Here is a 17,799-nt window from a genome sequence, read left to right as displayed (position 1 = left end):
TTTTAAAAAAATTATGGTTTTACAACTTTATTAAGAACAATTGGAGCTTGAAGCAAATCGTAATCATGAGAATACACTAAGTATTTGTTGTGCCAAATGGGAGAAAATTTTTCCTTAAAATCTCGCAAACCTTTATAATGCGAAAAGAATTTAATTCTTTCGTAAGCAAACTTCATTGATTTTTCAGGAAAAGTATTCGCTTCCTCAATTCCGCTCATAGCGGCCAGTCCGAGATTTACAGATTCACAATTTTGCGATTTTAAATAGGTAAAAAGCTCAATAAGAATAAAATCCATTATACCGTTTGGCGCATCGTTCGTCTTACGAATTAAATCGTAAGTCCCTTCATTTTCAGCATAATCTGGAATTACATTTAAGAAAGCAACAACTTTTTCTTCGGCATTATCAACCGTAATAATCGTCTGCTGTTTAAGCTCTTCCCAATCAAATCTACCTTGAGAAAATATAATTTCGCTTCTTCCTGTACTGTCTAACCATTCATCGCTAACAGCTTTTATTTTTTGAAGCACTCCATCCTTTATTGGCGGCGAGTAAATAGTAGTTTTAAAGCCTTTTTCTTTGACTTTGCTTATTGCATTTCGCAACGATTTTTTTGCACCGCCTTCGAGTGTAAATAGCGATAAGTCTACAACTCCTTCTTGACCAATAAACAAACTCTTTTTTTGCAGTGAAGCAAACACATCTAAATTTTCTTCGGATACGCGATAATAGATGCTTCTTAGACCGTTTTCATAACAATAATCATCAAATTCTATTATGCATTCTTTCATTTCGGCATTCGATTCTGCAACTGGATTTTCTAATACAACAGCAAAATTATCGGCAACACGATACGCTAAAAAAGCTTTCTGATTTTTGGCAATAAAAATGGTCTTGTCATCGTAGGTTTTAAAATAATCCAATGATGACGAACCATATTGCTGCAGAATAGCATTTGCTGCAGAAAAATCTGCTTCTACAGCTTGTTTTTTAATTGTATACGGACGTATTAAAGCGTAAAGCAGAAATCCTAGAGAGAGAAATCCACAGATATTTATCGACAGAAGAAAACGTCTTGCAAAGCGGTCCAAAGGCACTAAATCTGAACTTCCGATCAAGAAATAGTTTTGCAATGTATATCGTATCGATTGAAGCCAGTCAAAATCAATATTAAAATGTTTTTTGTCTAAGAAATAAAAGCCTAAAATACCATAAACTAAAACAGCTGAAATACTTATTAAAACCGTTTTTAAACCTAAACTCTGCAAATGCGAATTGCTCTTTATATAATATTCTTTTCTTGTCACAATTAAACTAACCAGAACAATAAGTGCAATTACAGCTTCTTCATAATCAATAGCTTTAGTAATATTTCCTATTACAGAAATGCCAGTAAGAAAAACTGAAAACCACCACGCAGTTCGCAATCCTTTGAGCATAAAAGCCGCATTAACTAGCATAAATAAGCCTGCAGTTATTACAAAATAGTTGGAAACTTTGATTGCAGAAATGGGAATTATATCTTCTAAAACATCTAAACGCTCAGAAATAGCCGGCGTTAAAACAGATATAATGTTGATTAAGCCTAAAATAAAAATTAGAAAAGAAGGAATAATACGCATTAATAATTTATTGGCACTGAATAAAAACAATGCTGCTCCAGCCAGTAACGGAATCCAGAATTCGAAGAAGCGATAGAGAAAGGTAATTGCTATTGCATTAACATTCTGAAAACCAAATTGTATCAATATAAAACTCATTGATATTTCGATAGCTCCAAGTCCACGAAGAAAAGGCGAAACAATCAAAAATATAACCGAAATAATGTACCCCATTATCGCTGCGGTTAAGGATGGCGCAAATCCTAAAGCGATCATGGCGACATATAAATGCGCAATTCCAACAAACTCAATAATAGTAGAATAAACAACAACAAGCAGAAACTTATTTTTTATGATTCTGTTGTTTCTTAAATCCTCCATAAAGACCTCGGCAGAAGGAAAAAATCGAATAATAATAGTATAAATAAATCCCTTTTTTATAACCGAAACATAAACATAATACAGCATAATGCTTAATCCAGCAACTGCCGCAAACGCATACCATTCTCCAGAACCTGTCGTGCCTTGAAAAAAAGAATAAATTAAAGCAGGAATAGCAACTATAATAACAGAAAGGATACCGACAAAACCATAAACAATTGATGCAAAATGAATTTGAGTTGCTTTTACACCTTTCTTTTCGATTGGTTTAGTGAAAAAAGCTAAAGAAGAAATTCCGCCAGCAGGTAGGAAAAAACTAACAAAGTTTCGTTTTAGAAAGAGAATAACGGCATCTTTAAATGAAATTTTGCTTTGTACGGCCAAAAAAGAGGCGTAATACATTAAAGCTTGCAATGTGATATAAATAGCGGCCAGAATAACACCAGATAATACCCAAAAAATGCTTGCATCTGCAATAACATTTTTGACTTCTTTTAATTCTGAATTTTCATGTTTGATAAACCATATTCCGATTCCGAGAAAGAAAATGGTAAAGATTGCTTGTCTAATAATTTTATCATTTTCGCGTATAAAAGAGATTCCTTTTTTTTCTTTAAAAAAAACAAGAAATCGGTTAGAAATGGATTGTACTTTCATATTTCTATTATAGAATAATTTTAGCAATGAAAATAAATATCTTGTGTCGTATAAATTTACAATAATTATCTATCACTTATAACTTTACACAAATCTTTTTTAAGTAGCCAGAGAACGAATTATTAAGAAGATTCTCTATATTTGAATTGAATTATGTTCTAATTTTAATTCCCTAACGAGCCAAAATCTATGAGGATATTTTTGACAAAATCTGTATTATTTTTACTATTCTTAACCTTACTTTCTTGCGAAGGCAAAAAAACACAAACCGAATCTAAACCAGCATATAAAGCTGGAGTAATTTTATCTTTTGATGATGCTTATGTCGACGAATGGTCTGAAGCAGATCAAGTTTTAAGAAAATATTCTTGGAAAGCCACTTTTAACGTCTGTAGAATTGATTCTATTGGAGCTCCCGAAATAAAAACACTGTTAGAGATGCAAAAATATGGTCATGAGATCGCTGGACACGGTTATCATCATTACAATGCTGTTAAGTTTACCAAAAAATATAGCGTCAAAGAATATTTAAAACAAGAAATAGATCCGATGATTGTTTCTATGAAGAAAAAGGGATTCAACGTTACATCTTTTGCTTATCCTTACGGGGAAAGATCAGATTCATTAGATCAAGCATTATCTCCTTTATTTAAAATTATTAGAGGAAGAGCATTTGGTGGTGAAGCTCCAGAAAAACAAGACAGCTATTTTAATAATTCTAAAATTGTTTTTGCTTTTGATATTGACAATAGCCATATTCATTTCAGCATTCCTTATGTATTAGAATTATTAGATTATGCCAAAAGAAACAATAAAATTCTACTTCTTTGCGGCCATAAACCTGTAAAAGAAATCACTGAAAATTATCAAGTTAAAATTGAAACTTTAGAATTCATCTGCAAATACATGAAATTGAATGATCTTAAGTTTTATAAACTTTCCGATTTAGACAATTTGGTTCCGCCGAAGCTTTAATCCAGAAAATTGAATTACCACTAACATAAAAACAGCTTTTTTAAAATGAAAAATTTTCTAATCACATTAAGCCTAATACTATGTAATATAATGGCTTATTCTCAAAAAGGTACAATTCCTGCCGACAATCTGCTTAAAACCAAATTGGACTCTCTGGTCAACAAATCTGCTCTTCCGTTTATGTCAGAAAGTTCGAGAGTTGGTCTTTCTATCGGAATTATAAAAGATGGAAAAGAATATTTCTACAACTACGGTTCTACTCAAAAAGAAAAACAAGTTCTTCCTACTTCAAATACACTTTACGAACTGGCTTCAAACAGTAAAACATTCTCTTCAACATTACTAGCAAGAGCTGTTCTCAACAAAAAAGTAACTCTTACAGATGATATTAGAAAATATTTGAAAGGAGATTATCCAAATCTTCAATATAAAGGAACGCCAATTACACTACTAAATCTTGCTAACCTTACTTCTGCCCTTCCAAACTGGATGCCAGACAGCAAAGAGATTTTCGCAAAAGCCAACCCCGATTCTATTGCTTATATATTAGACGCCGTGCATCGAAAATATAGCAGACAACAATTTTATACCGATTTGCATGATGTGAAATTAGATACAGTTCCTGGAGCAATTTCTAGACATTGCAACACAGCAGCGCAATTATTAGGTCATATTATGGAAACAGTTTATGGAGAAAAGTTTGGCACACTTATAAAGAAAGAATTTACAACTCCGCTTAAAATGAAAAATACCGTTTTATTAGGCAATGTTAAACTTCCTGCTTCAATGGCATTTGGATATGATGCAAAAGGAAGAAAAATGCCTTTTATAGATTGGGAAGATATGCAGGTTGCGGCATCAATAGCTTCTTCAACATCAGATATGCTACAATACATTAAATATCATTTGAATGAAAAAAATGCAGATGCAAAATTAACACATCAGCCAACTTTTGGAGATCTTAAGAATGGTGCAATAGGCTTAAACTGGAAAATAACCAAACCAGAAAATGGTCCAGTAAGAATTTCGCATACTGGAGGAAGTTTAGGTTTTAGTTCTTATGTTGTCTTTTCTCCAGAATCTAATTCGGGAATTATTCTCTTTGCAAACGACTCTGATATGAAAACACAGAATGAGCTCATCAAATTGGCCGAAACAATATTGTATTAAAAACTGAATTTAAAAGCCTGATTTTTTCAGGCTTTTTCTTTTTATAATCGAAAGATTTATTCTAAAAAAAAATACAGAGAATAAATACTTTTAATTACTTTTAATGCATCAATTTTATTCTACATAATGATTATTAAGAAAAAAGACAACTGGTTTAAAATGCTCTTTGAATGGAAGGGTTCTGTTTTACCCCAATTGCTTCCACGATTGTTTCTACTCTTTTTGTTTTCCTTCCTTATTGTTTATTATAAATCTTTTCTTCTCGAATATAATCTTCACATTAATCCAGCAATTTTTACTTTGTTCGGAATTGCGCTTGCCATATTTCTTGGTTTTAGAAATAATGTAAGTTATGATCGTTTTTGGGAAGGAAGAAAACTTTGGGGCGCTCTTTTAAACGATACCAGATCGCTAGCCAGACAAAGCATTACACTTTTAAATACAAAAGAAAACAAATTAGAAAGCCAAAAGTTCATTAATCTTTTAATTGCATTTGTTTATGCTTTAAAACATCAATTACGAAATACCAATTCTACAGAAGATTTTAATCGTTTGCTTCCTTCAGACTTTAAAGAACAATTGAAAGATGTTCATTTTAAGCCAATTATTATTTTAAGAGAATTAGGTTTATGGGTAAAAAAAGCAAAAGAAGAGGGCAAAATTGACGGAATGGCGCAATTGGCATTCGAGGAAAATTTAAATAAACTTTCGGATATTGTTGGCGGATGCGAAAGAATTGCCAGTACTCCTATTCCGTACACTTATAGCGTATTATTGCATAGAACTGTTTATATCTATTGTTTTATACTTCCGTTTGGATTTGTAGAAACATTAGGATGGATCACGCCTTTTGCAATTGTTTTTATTGCTTATACTTTTGTAGCCTTAGAAGCTATTGCCGACGAATTAGAAGAACCATTTGGCGTTCAGCCAAATGATCTAGCTTTAGATGCAATGTCTCTTATGATTGAAAATACACTTTTAGAATTAAACGATCAAAAGACGATTGAAAAGAAAACTCCTAACCAATATTATATTACCTAATTTACTTCAAAAACGATGAACAAAGTTTTATTAGTCGAAGACGATCCGAGAGTTGCTTCTTTTATTACAAGAGGACTTGAAGAGCAATTGTATCAGGTAAAAAATGTCAGCAAAGGTTTTGACGCCATTAACGAAGTAATGGAAAACACCTATGATATTATCATTCTTGATATTATGCTTTCTGATATTTCTGGTTTTGAAGTCTGCGAAGTTTTAAGAAATCGAAAAATAATTGTTCCTATTCTTATTTTAAGTGCACTCGATACTCCACAAGAAAAAGTTAGAGGACTGAAAGCCGGAGCCGATGATTATTTGGCAAAGCCCTTTTTGTTTGAAGAACTTCTAGCGCGAATCAATGCACAACTTCGTCGCACAGAATTTAGCACTGGCGTTTTGGATTTTCAGTCGTATGCCGGAATCAAAATTAATATGAAAGAACAAAGCGCCAGCAGAGATGGTAAAGAACTTAATCTTTCTTCGAGAGAATTAAAACTTCTGATCTTTTTTATGAAAAACCGAGAAACTGCTTTGTCTAGAATTGCCATTGCAGAAGCTGTTTGGCACATGGATCTTGATATGAGCATTAATACTGTTGATGTTTATATTAATTATTTAAGAAATAAAATCGACAAGAATTTTCCTTTTCCGCTGATACATACCATAAAAGGTACAGGATATATGCTTAAAGATAAATCTAATGAATCTTAAAAGTAAACTTGCCAGAAATTCGACTCTGCTGTTTGCCTTTATCTTAGGCCTTGTTCTTATTGGATCTTTTTTGCTTTTTAAAAGCCATCGAAAAGATTTGTATTATGAAAAACTCGAAGACAACGCCTTAATTACTGCTTTCTTCTATTTTGAGAAAGATGAAATTAGAAAAATGGACAGTGTCAGTTATAAAGACATTGAAACTCAATTTAATAAAATTGCGAATCAGTCTATTCGAATTTACAATGCAAAAACAAAGAAATTGTATTTACGCGATGATGTTCCTGTTGTATTAAATGATCGAGAATTAAAAGCTATTTCTCGAGACCGAATTCTGCATTTTACAATAGACGAAAGACAATTTAGCGGTTTATACTACAAAGACAACCAAGGAGATTTTATTATTGTTGTTTCTGGAATAGACGATGTTGGAATTAGGCAGTTAGAAATGCTTGCCATTGTTTTCTTTACTTTTTATCTGGCAGGAATTGCACTTAATTATCTTTTAGGAAGATTTTTGGCAAAACAAACTTTCAGACCTTTTGCCGATGTTATTTCTAAAGTAAATACCATTACAACAGAAAATCTCCATTCTAGACTTGAAATGCCAACCGCAAGCGGAAAAGACGAAATAAAGGAACTGATTACAACTTTTAATTATCTTTTAGAAAGACTGGAAAATGGCGTTGCAATACAGAAAAACTTTCTTAAGAATGCTTCTCACGAATTAAAAACTCCGCTTACTTTTATTATAGGAGATATCGATGTTTCTTTACAGCATCCGAGAACCAATGAGCAATATGAAGAAGTTTTAAAATCACTTCGAAGAGATACTTTTCACTTAAAGTCAACATTAGATGGTTTGCTTATTTTATCTGGATTAGAACTTTCAGAGCCTGACCAGATGGAAATGGTTAGAATAGATGAAATTTTATGGAATATACTCGAAAAGAAAAATATCGAATATCCTGAAGTAAAAGTTGCACTTAATTTGGATGCCGTTGCCAATAATGAAGATTTATTATTTGTAAATGCCAACCGACACATGCTTTTTATTGCTCTATATAATATAATAGACAATGCAATTAAGTTTTCTTTTCCTTTACAGGTTAATATTGTAGCTTATGAAGAACAAGGAAAACTGCTTCTAAAAATAATAGATCAAGGTTCTGGAATTGAAGAAAAAGACCTCAAATCTATTTTCGATTTATTCTTCAGAAGCGATCGCACCAGACACATTCAAGGACAAGGATTAGGACTCTTTATTACGATGCAAATACTAAAACGCCATAACATCACTTTAACTGTCGATTCTGAACTTGAAAAAGGCACTGTTTTCTCTCTCCAATTTCCGTAGTATTTGAAATAAAAATCAAAGATATTTCTTGGTCTTAAAAATAGCTTTTCTGCTCTTCGTAACATTTACATAATACTCTAATCTATCTCTAATCTTGTTTAAATCTATCTCTAATACCTTGTTTTATGGGATGTGAGAGAAACTGCTTGATTTTAAAGCGATAGCCGTTTTTTTATTAAATAACATCTTCGTTATCTTAAGTTAACAAAGAATTGTTTTTTGATTTTTCGTTAACATAAGCCTTAAATCGAATCAAAGTAAAGAGAGTTTATTTGTCGTGGATAAAAACTAATAAATAACATGACAAAACTAAAACTCTTTTTTTCGGCTTTAATGCTCCTTACAGCAGGAAGTATTTTTGCCCAGATTACAACTTCATCGTTGTCTGCAAAAGTCAATGATGGAACTACTGCAGTTATAGGTGCAGAAGTTACTTTAACGCATTTACCTACAAATGCAGTTTACAGAGCTACAACAGACAAATCTGGTCGTTTTAGCTTCGAAAACTTAAATGCTGGTGGCCCTTACGAATTAGAAATAAAAGGTAACGACACCAAAGATTACTCAAATGCAAATATTTATCTAGCTCTTGGCGAAAATGATTTACCAACAATAGTAGTTGGAAAAGCAGATAACAATGTATTAGAAGAAGTGGTTATTACAAGTTCTAAACCTTCTTCTAAAAACAATGGTACAAGCATTAATGAAAAACAAGTAAACTCGCTTCCTTTAATTAATAGAGGAATTCAGGATGTTACAAAACTTGTTCCTCAAAGTTCTAACAACTCTTTTGCTGGTACCAACTTTAGATACAACAACGTTACAATTGACGGTTCTATAAATAATGATGCAATCGGATTTAGCCCTTCTTTAGGTGGTCAATCTGGAACTTCTGGAATGCCAGGAAGCAGTACACGTTCAAATTCTATCAGTTTAGATGCAATTCAAGATATTCAGGTTTATATTGCTCCTTACGATATTAAATTAGGAAACTTTTTAGGAGGAAGTGTAAATGCCGTAACAAGAAGCGGAACAAATACTGTGAGCGGATCTATTTACAGTTACGGAAGAAGTGCTGCTATAACTGGTCCTAACAATGCTGGTGACGGTTCTAAAATGCCAAGTTCTTTTGGTGATTACCAAGTAGGTTTCAGATTAGGATTGCCAATTATTAAAGATAAATTGTTCTTCTTTACTAATATGGAATATGCAGAAAGAACAGATCCTGTTTTTTATAATGCTGGTTCAACAGATTCTAACGGAAAATTAACTTCATTAGTAGATAATGCTACTGCAGAGCAGATTTCACAATTCGTAAAATCAAACTATGGGTTTGATCCAGGAACTTACGGTTCTTACAATAACTTCTCGAAAAGTCAAAAATTCTTCAATAAGATTGATTGGAAAATCAATGAGAAAAACTCTCTTTCGTTAAGAAACAATACTGTAATTTCTCAGGCTACAAACTTAGAACGCGATGCTGCAAACTTCAGATTTGCAAGTATGGACTTTACTCAGAAAAACCAAGCTATCAGTACGGTTTTAGAATTAAAAACGCATTTCAATAGCCAATGGTCTAACTCATTTATTGCAAGTTATTCGGCAATAAAAGATTACCGTGATCCAAAATCTAATAATATTATGTTTCCTCAAACAGAAATTGGTTATAATGGAGGAACTATTTTCTTAGGGAACGATCGTGAAGCAACTGTTTTCAACATGAAGCAAAATACTGCTGAGATTACAGACAATCTTACTTATAAAACAGGAAATCACACTTTATTATTTGGTACTCATAATGAGTTTTACGATATCAACTATGGTTTCGTAAATGCACTTAACGGAAGAGTTTCATACAAATCTCTTGCAGATTTCTTCAATAAACTTCCTACTCGTGTTCGTGGAACTTATCCTTTTGATGGTTCTACCAGAGACGAAATCTTCAATAATCCGTATGCTAAATTCAAAATAAACATGTATAGCGCTTACGTTCAAGACGAAATTAGAGTTGGAGAAAAATTAAAAGTAGTTCCAGGTATTCGTATTGATTATACAGATTTGCCAAACAAACCAAAATTAAGCGAGCAGGTACAAAACTCTCCTGAAGATCCAAACTACGGAACAACATATACTTATACTCCGTTGAATCAAATTAAAAACAACTTCTTTAGTTCAGCATTAGTTTCTCCTAGAATTGGATTTACTTATAATGTAGACGATGATAAAACATTTGTTATTAGAGGTGGTTCTGGTGTATTTACAGGAAGAATTCCGTTTGCATGGTTAGGATATGCTTATTACAATGATGGTGTTGGATACGGAAGTTATGACAAAAACAATTTAACTGCTGCTCAGGTTGCAGCTGCTGGAGATCCTTTAGCAACTGGCGGACTTAACGGTTACCATGATGCTACGCCAAAAGTACAAGCCGATTTAATTGACAATAAATTTAAAATGCCTGCTGTTTTAAGAAACTCATTGGCTTTTGATAAAACGATTGACGGATACAAATTTACTCTTGAAGGTATGTACACAAAAGTAATTCGTGACTTAGAGTTTCAACAAGTAAATAAAACAGATAATCCTACTTATTTCTCTTACGATACAAAACACGAAATGCCAATTTATGCTGCAAACATAAACTCAGCTTTTTCAAATGCATATTTGTTGTCAAACACAAATAAAGGATACCGTTACAGCATTACTGAAATGATTTCTAAAACTTACGATTTCGGTTTCAACTTTATGGTGGCTTATACTTACGGAGATTCACGTGATATCACAAACGGAATTCGTAACTCTATGGAAAGTAACTTCCAAATGAACCAATCTTTAACTCCAAATAATCCACAGTTAGCGACTTCTAACTTTAATATTAAGCACAGAATCGTTTCTAATGTAGGTTACGGCGTAAAAGTTGCTCCAAACAATACTTTATCTGCTAACGTGTATTTCAATGCACAATCTGGAAATCCGTTTTCTTGGGGATTTGTTAACTCAACAATTGCAGGAACAGGACAAGCAGCAGGTTTAGCTTATATCTTTAAAGATGCAGCAGAAGCAGCAAAATATATTGGAGTTAATTCTGCAGGAGTTCCATCTGCAACAGCAGCACAACAAGTTGCAGATTATGAAGCTTTCATCAACGGAAATGATTATTTAAAAAGCCGTAGAGGAACATTTACACAAAGAAATGGAGATACAACTCCTTGGAACATTCAAGCTGATTTAAAATTAATGGATGAAATTAAGGTTACTAAAGTAGGAACTTTCCAAATTTCTTTCAGCATGGCAAATATCGGAAACCTTATCAACAAAGATTGGGGAAGAAGTTATTTTGTTCCTAACACTTATAATTCAACAGCAAGTCTTGGTTTAACAAAATCAGGAAACTTAGGCGGAGTTGCTACGGGCGATCCAACTTACACTTTCCAAAAACCGACTACTTCACCTTATACTGTAGATCAATTAGCTTCAAGATTCCAAGGTCAGCTTGGCTTGAGATACTCGTTCTAAAAATTGTGTTTTTTTTTATTTTTGATTATCTCCCCGTTTCTCCTTTAAGAAACTGGGAGATTTTCCTTTTAAACTTATATAACAAAAGCCACTCTCACAAAAGAGAGCAGCTTTTTAAACAAACCAAATATAAATATTACTGTTTTTCTGGTGTAATACTGTAAGAGATTCCTTTTTTAGTAGCAAATACGGCAGTATAACCAATAGTTGATTTTTCGCTTTTAATATTCAGCTTATCTACCACAAATGGTTCTGCAGCTCTTACAGTGCAAGTTCCTCCGTTATTAGATACAATTTTCGTCTTACTCATTTTCCCATCTTTCCAATTTATATCTACAGAGAAATTTCCTTTTGCTTTAATACCTTTAATTTCGCCATCTGTCCAAGCATCTGGCAAAGCAGGAAGCAAATGAATTTCTTGATTCTGACTCTGCATTAGCATTTCGATTACACCAGCTGTTCCTGCAAAATTTCCATCAATTTGAAATGGTGGATGCGCATCAAAAAGATTCGGATAACAACCTCCGTGTCTATTATATTCTGTGTTATTTTCCTTTGTTAATCGCAACTGATTTTTGAATAATTGATAAGCATGATTTCCATCTAAAAGTCTTGCCCACATATTTACTTTCCAAGCCAAGCTCCAGCCTGTTCCGTCGTCTCCGCGAAGTTCTAGCGTTTTCTTTGCAGCGTTTGCTAACTCAGGGGTTTTTAATGGAGAAATCAAATTAGCAGGATGCAAAGCATACAAATGAGAAGTATGCCTATGATGCGGATCTTCTTCTTCAAAATCTTTATACCATTCTAACAGTTGTCCTTTGCTTCCTATTTGAAATGGCAATAATTGTTCTTCTGCTTTACTTACAGTTTTTCTGAAATCAACATCTGTATTTAAAATTTTAGAAGCCTCAATTGTATTTTCGAATAAATCTTTTATAATTCCAATGTCCATTGTAGAAGCTGTTGTAACAGTTCCTTTCTTTTTTCCATCATAATAAAATATATTTTCTGGAGAAGTAGAAGGCATCGTTACCAAATAACCATTTTTATTTTTTTGAAGCCATTCTAAACTAAACTCTGCAGCTCCTTTCATTATCGGATATACTTTTTTAAGATACGTTAAATCGCCCGTATATTGATAATGTTCCCACAAATGTCTGCTCAACCAATTGGCCCCCATATACCAATTGGCCCACATTGGATCTCCTTTTCCAAAATCGCCTACCGGATTTGTCATTGCCCAGATATCTGAGTTATGATGCAAAACCCAGCCATTTGCATGGTAATAACTTTTGGCTGTTTCTGCTCCTGTTATAGAAACATTATTAATGAATTCGTCTAACGGAAAAAACATTTCAGACAGATTTCCTGATTCTACTGGCCAATAATTCATCTGTAGATTAATGTTGGTCGTATAATTGCTGCTCCAAGGCGCACGAAGTTTATTATTCCAAATTCCTTGTAAGTTTGCTGGTACGTTGTGTGTACGCGAAGAAGAAATTAATAAATAACGGCCGTATTGAAAAAATAAAGCTTCCAGTCCAGCATCTTTTTCACCTTTTGCATATTGTTCTAATCGTATATCGGTTGGCAAATTAGATTTATTGGTTTCGTTTACATTTAATTGCAATGAAATTCGGTTAAAGAATTTTTGAAAATCGGCTTTATGTTCTTTAAATAAAAAATCGTATTTCTTAGCACTAGCTTTTTTAATTGGAGTTTCAGCAAATTGATGTTCATCTTTTCCTTGACTGTCTGGACATTTATCAAATCCATTAAAGCTTGTTGCTGCCGAAACAAAAAGCAGTATTTCAGATGCATTTTTTATAACTAATCTATTTCCTTCAGAATTTATTTCTCCATCTTTTACAATTGGTTTAATAATCAATTCAAAACGCATTCCTCTACATCCTGATGCGTCTTCATAAACAACAGGCTCTTTATTATAATCAATATAACTTGGATCTGAATGAGAAGGTGCTTTACCTTTTAAAACCAAAGATTGATTTTGAACTACTTTCTGATTTTTTAAAAGACTTGAAGCATCAATTGCAATAGAAAGTTTTTTTAACTGATCTGCAGAAAGTTTTATCACAATACATTGTGCAGGCGCTGATGCGAAGATTTCTCTTTTGTAATTTACACCGTCAACTTTAAAATTGGTTACCGCTAATCCTGTTTGAATGTCAAGACTTCTGTTATAAGAATCTGTCTTTTTCCCGCCAAAATCCTGTTTTAGAATCAGATCTCCTAAAGGCATAAAGCTTTCGCTATAAGCTCCTTGCATGTTTTTAGTCAATTCATTTGCCTTTTCAAAGTCTTCATTTTTTAATGCTTCTCTAATTAATGCCAAGTTTTTAAATGCATCTGGATTCATATTTTTCTGTACAGGTCCTCCGCTCCACAAAGTAGCTTCATTTAGTTGAATTAATTCAGAATCGACCCTTCCAAAAACCATTGCCCCAAGCGTACCATTTCCTATTGGCAAAGCTTCTGTCCACTCAACAGCAGGCTGATTATATTGCAATTTTAAATCCTGCGAATAACCAAAAAATCCAGTAATGGCAGAAATAAATATAAAAACCTTTTTTAAAAAATGATATAGCATGGTATTTCTATTAATAATTTACAATTAATTAGTTCATTTTCAATTTTAAGACCGTTACCGAATAAGCAGGAAGATTTAAATCTTGTTTTCCTTTTATCACTTTGTATTCACTTTCTTTTGGTGTAATTTTTTTAGGTTCTGCAAAAGTGTTTTCATCTTGTGTACTTGCACTTGCCAATCTTATTATTGTTCCTTTCGTACTTAATTTTGCACCTTTTAAATCAATATTCACTTCTTGGCTTGATGCTGCAGTATTGACCAATTTTATAATAATTTCTTTGCTGTTTGCGTCTTTTACCGCCGATGCGTACAAATCATTCTGACCAATTAACGCTTTTCCGTCTTTTGTAATGCTTAATAAATCTGTTCCTTTATTGGTTGAAAACAATTGCTGTACATAATAATTGGCTGATCCGTAAGATTGCAGATTATTAAACCAAATCATATCTGGTGTCCATTGCCAAGCATCTTCATGCGCCATCAAAGGCGCGTAAGAAGTTAACTGAACAACTTCTGCATTTCTTTCTAAACCTGTCATAAAAGCAGCTTCAGAAAAAGCACATTCCCAATTGTTTCTATTATTTGGGTTTGCTCCAGAAACACTTTGTGCAGCATATTCTCCTGCAAATATTTTTGGACCTTTTCTATCGTAATTATCGTAACGTCCTGCATTTTCTCTAAACCATTTCGGGCTTTCGTAATAATGTTCGTCTACCAGTTCTGCGTTAAGTTTTTTAAGTTCTTGCATTGCATAATCAAAATGTTCACCTTTTGGAGAAGGTCCGCTTCCAGACACAATAATAATATTAGGATATTTTGCTTTTATGGCTTGTTCAAAAACTTTATATCTTTCAATGTAAGCTGGTCCCCATTGTTCATTACCAACTCCGATATATTTTAAATTAAATGGTTTTGGATGCCCCATGTCTGAACGGATTTTTCCCCAATTTGTAGTAACTGCACCATTAGCAAATTCGATCAAATCTAAAGCATCTTGAACGTATGGTTCTAATTCATCCATTTGAGCTAATTCTCCTGTATTGTATTGACAAGCCATTCCGCAACTTAAAATAGGTAGCGGTTCTGCACCAATATCTTCTGAAAGCTGAAAGTACTCGTAAAACCCTAATCCGAAACTTTGAAAATAATCTGGAGTTTGCTTGTGGTTGAATTCGACATTCCAACGATTCATCATGGTTTTTCTTTCTTCCACATTCCCAACCGATTTTTTCCATTGGTAACGATCAGAAAGTGTTCTACCTTCTACAATACAACCTCCTGGAAAACGCAAAAATCCAGGTTTTACATCATACAAAAGCTGTACGAGATCTTTTCTAAGTCCGTTTTTTCTGCCTTTCCAAGTATCTTCAGGAAAAAGCGAAATCATGTCTAAATCAATAATTCCCGTTCCTTCAAAAGTTAGTTTTAATTTTGCTTTTGCTTCTGTTTGAGTACCAATAAGCTGTGCTGTATAATTCGTCCATTGATCTGATTTTGGAACAATGCTCGTTTCTCCAATTACCTTTTGATCTTTATCTATTAATTGAACAATAATTTTTTTTATTGCTCCGTTATGATTCGCAGCTTTTAAAGAAAGATTGTATTTAGCATCCTTCTTCACTCCCATTCCTCTGAAACCTTCGTTTATTAAAGCGTAGCCTTTATCATTATTAATCTCAACTCTGCAAAAATTAGTATTATTTGAAGCTATGTTGACAGGTACGGCCATTCCAGATTCCTTATTCATCGAAGACCTGTTCGATTTAGGCTGCTCCCATCCCATTAAAGGTTTTTCAAATTCAAAGGATCTGTTTTTAATCATTTCGGCATAAAGTCCACCATCTGCAGCAAAATTGATGTCTTCAAAAAACAAACCGAACATGGTTGGCTGAATTTTGGTTATCGTTTTGGAAGCATCAACTTCTAAAGTCGCTTTTTGGGCATTTCCATAAATAGTACTAAATAGTAAACCACTTATGAATAATGTTGAAATTACATTTCTTTTCATTGTACTGTTTTTATATTGAGAATATACTTGCAATATATTAATTAATCATTCTAAACGCTATGCTGAAAGTTTGAAAAGTATCACTTTACAAAAATTTATTGTGAATTTAACACTTATAATTTTTATACAAGATTACGTCACTTTTTAACGGCCTCATATTTATTTGGAAAAGCTGCTTCTCCATCTAAATTAACCACTTTTAAAATATCAACATTTTTACTTTCTACAGCATATTTATAATATTCTGGTTTGTTTTTTCCCCATTGAACCGTGCAATTCTGAACTTTTATACTTTCGGCAGTATCAAAATAAAAACCCGAAGTGCTTCCTTTTACAAAACCTTCCACATTTGCAGGACGTCTGTCATATAATCCGCCAGGGAAAGAAGTCGTTTTATCCATGTAAACGCTCACGTTTTCAAAAACAATGTTCTTGATTTTATCTTTTGATTCTCCGCTTACAAACACACCATTTTCTCCTGTACATTGGATATTCGAGAAATAGATATTCTTAATTTCTCCGACCTTACCTTCTGTCGCCCCTTTTGGAAAACGCCAATTTGCGTCTTTATGGTTTCCTTTTGCTCTGCTAAAAGCTGTTACATAAATCGGTTCTGCTTTTCCCCACCAAGTATCAGTGTTTAATTTACTTTCGATAATAATATTAGAAAAAATAACGTCGCTTACCGTACCTTCATCACGATTTTGAATACCTAAAGCGCGATTACTATTTTTAATGATGCAATTATTAATAACCACTTGTCTGATAGCATCCATATTTTCTGAACCTATTTTAATAGCGCAACTGCTGCTTGTCATAGTACAATTGGTTACTGTAATATTTTCGCAAGCACCAAATTCTTCAAATTCTCTTCTGTTTTTTAAACAAATGCAATCATCACCGCTTTCGATATAACAATCACTAATTCTAACATTTTTAGAATGGTCTAAATCAATTCCGTCACTGTTACGGACTTTTAAGCTGTTCAATAAAGTAATTCCGCTAATTACAACATCATTACAACCAATTAAATGCACAGTCCAATAAGCTGAATTTCCGATATGAACATCTTTGATTCTGATATTTTTTCCTCCAATAATTGTTAAAACATGTGGTCTTGGATCTAATACATTAAACGGTTTTAAAATATAGGCATCATCTTCCTCTGCTCCCATAAAAGAAATTCCGTTTCCGTCTATTTTGCCGCTTCCGCTAATGGTAAAATCTTCTATATTTTCTCCTCCGATCCAAATCGTTCCTTCGCCTGGATTGGTTCTAAAAGCACTTTTGGTGTACAGTTTCTCATCTGGACTTGCTAATAATTTTGCTCCGGCTTCAATATGCAAATCTACTTTTGATTTTACATCAATTGGTCCCGCCAAAAAGGTAAATGGTGCTGGAATTAAAACTCTTCCGCCTGTTTTACTACAAGCATCAATTGCTTTTTGAATAGCTGCCGCGTCGTTGGTTTTACCGTCTCCTTTTGCTCCGTATTTTTTAACGTCGTAGATTTTCTGCGCAGAAACTGTTAAGGAAATACAGAAAATTAGGATCGCGATTATAGATTTCTTTTTCATGTTTTATATTTTTTTTTAATGCCACAAAGACTCAAAAGCACTAAGTTTTTTTGTTTCACGCAGATTCTGCAGATTTAAACAGATTCTGCAGATTTTTTTTTAAAGAAATCTAATTTAATCTGCCAAAATTTGCAGAATCTGCGTGAAAAAAAATCCTTTTTAATCTTAATAATCTTTGGCAAAAAAACTTTGTGTCT

The 17,799-nt window shown here is 33.1% G+C and carries 10 protein-coding genes; 6 read left to right on the top strand and 4 right to left on the bottom strand.

The window, feature by feature from the left end; genetic code table 11:
- Positions 1-11 precede the first annotated feature (11 nt).
- Positions 12-2,639 (bottom strand): bifunctional lysylphosphatidylglycerol flippase/synthetase MprF, encoded by a 2,628-nt coding sequence (mprF, locus tag JC605_RS20860; RefSeq protein ID WP_198858031.1) that lies wholly within the window; start codon positions 2,637-2,639, stop codon positions 12-14.
- A 189-nt stretch (positions 2,640-2,828) separates the two neighbouring features.
- Here mprF and JC605_RS20855 point away from each other — a divergent pair, with 189 nt between their 5' ends.
- The 6 genes from JC605_RS20855 to JC605_RS20830 all read left to right on the top strand — a co-directional run bounded on the left by JC605_RS20855 (position 2,829) and on the right by JC605_RS20830 (position 11,409).
- The gene (locus JC605_RS20855) at positions 2,829-3,614 is read left to right on the top strand and encodes a polysaccharide deacetylase family protein (protein WP_198858030.1); all 786 of its coding nucleotides are present in this window, start codon (positions 2,829-2,831) and stop codon (positions 3,612-3,614) included.
- Between the two features lie 45 nt (positions 3,615-3,659).
- A complete protein-coding gene (locus JC605_RS20850) occupies positions 3,660-4,784 on the top strand; it encodes a serine hydrolase (protein ID WP_198858029.1) in 1,125 nt (374 codons plus the stop codon).
- 126 nt (positions 4,785-4,910) lie between these two features.
- Complete coding sequence (locus tag JC605_RS20845; protein ID WP_198858028.1) at positions 4,911-5,828, top strand: bestrophin family protein; 918 nt, start codon at positions 4,911-4,913, stop codon at positions 5,826-5,828.
- Positions 5,829-5,843: 15 nt separating this feature from the next.
- Positions 5,844-6,536, top strand: a complete 693-nt coding sequence (locus JC605_RS20840) for a response regulator transcription factor (RefSeq protein WP_198858027.1) — start codon at positions 5,844-5,846, stop codon at positions 6,534-6,536.
- Complete coding sequence (locus JC605_RS20835; protein ID WP_198858026.1) at positions 6,526-7,893, top strand: HAMP domain-containing sensor histidine kinase; 1,368 nt, start codon at positions 6,526-6,528, stop codon at positions 7,891-7,893. The genes JC605_RS20840 and JC605_RS20835 overlap by 11 nt, the downstream gene beginning before the upstream one ends.
- A 300-nt stretch (positions 7,894-8,193) precedes the next feature.
- The gene (locus tag JC605_RS20830; RefSeq protein ID WP_198858025.1) at positions 8,194-11,409 is read left to right on the top strand and encodes a TonB-dependent receptor; all 3,216 of its coding nucleotides are present in this window, start codon (positions 8,194-8,196) and stop codon (positions 11,407-11,409) included.
- Between the two features lie 136 nt (positions 11,410-11,545).
- On the opposite strand, the gene JC605_RS20825 is transcribed toward JC605_RS20830, so the two are convergent.
- From JC605_RS20825 to JC605_RS20815, 3 genes are all read right to left on the bottom strand, one after another.
- Complete coding sequence (locus JC605_RS20825; protein WP_198858024.1) at positions 11,546-14,017, bottom strand: glycoside hydrolase N-terminal domain-containing protein; 2,472 nt, start codon at positions 14,015-14,017, stop codon at positions 11,546-11,548.
- 28 nt (positions 14,018-14,045) lie between these two features.
- Positions 14,046-16,025, bottom strand: coding sequence for an alpha-L-arabinofuranosidase C-terminal domain-containing protein (locus JC605_RS20820; protein ID WP_198858023.1), 1,980 nt, complete (start codon positions 16,023-16,025; stop codon positions 14,046-14,048).
- Between the two features lie 137 nt (positions 16,026-16,162).
- Entirely contained in the window at positions 16,163-17,602 is a 1,440-nt protein-coding gene (locus JC605_RS20815; RefSeq protein ID WP_198858022.1) for a glycoside hydrolase family 28 protein, read from the bottom strand.
- Positions 17,603-17,799: the final 197 nt, after the last annotated feature.

This window comes from Flavobacterium sp. IB48 (genome assembly GCF_016405855.1).
GTDB classification, from domain to species: Bacteria; Bacteroidota; Bacteroidia; order Flavobacteriales; family Flavobacteriaceae; genus Flavobacterium; species Flavobacterium ginsengisoli.
The sequence above is the reverse complement of the archived record's forward strand: the minus strand, read 5'-3'. Positions and strand labels throughout refer to the sequence as shown.

Bases quoted from the DNA above. Each gene is read 5' to 3' on its own strand.
- mprF (WP_198858031.1), bottom strand. From the start codon at position 2,639: ATGAAAGTACAATCCATTTCTAACCGATTTCTTGTTTTTTTTAAAGAA.
- JC605_RS20855 (WP_198858030.1), top strand. From the start codon at position 2,829: ATGAGGATATTTTTGACAAAATCTGTATTATTTTTACTATTCTTAACC.
- JC605_RS20850 (WP_198858029.1), top strand. From the start codon at position 3,660: ATGAAAAATTTTCTAATCACATTAAGCCTAATACTATGTAATATAATG.
- JC605_RS20845 (WP_198858028.1), top strand. From the start codon at position 4,911: ATGATTATTAAGAAAAAAGACAACTGGTTTAAAATGCTCTTTGAATGG.
- JC605_RS20840 (WP_198858027.1), top strand. From the start codon at position 5,844: ATGAACAAAGTTTTATTAGTCGAAGACGATCCGAGAGTTGCTTCTTTT.
- JC605_RS20835 (WP_198858026.1), top strand. From the start codon at position 6,526: ATGAATCTTAAAAGTAAACTTGCCAGAAATTCGACTCTGCTGTTTGCC.
- JC605_RS20830 (WP_198858025.1), top strand. From the start codon at position 8,194: ATGACAAAACTAAAACTCTTTTTTTCGGCTTTAATGCTCCTTACAGCA.
- JC605_RS20825 (WP_198858024.1), bottom strand. From the start codon at position 14,017: ATGCTATATCATTTTTTAAAAAAGGTTTTTATATTTATTTCTGCCATT.
- JC605_RS20820 (WP_198858023.1), bottom strand. From the start codon at position 16,025: ATGAAAAGAAATGTAATTTCAACATTATTCATAAGTGGTTTACTATTT.
- JC605_RS20815 (WP_198858022.1), bottom strand. From the start codon at position 17,602: ATGAAAAAGAAATCTATAATCGCGATCCTAATTTTCTGTATTTCCTTA.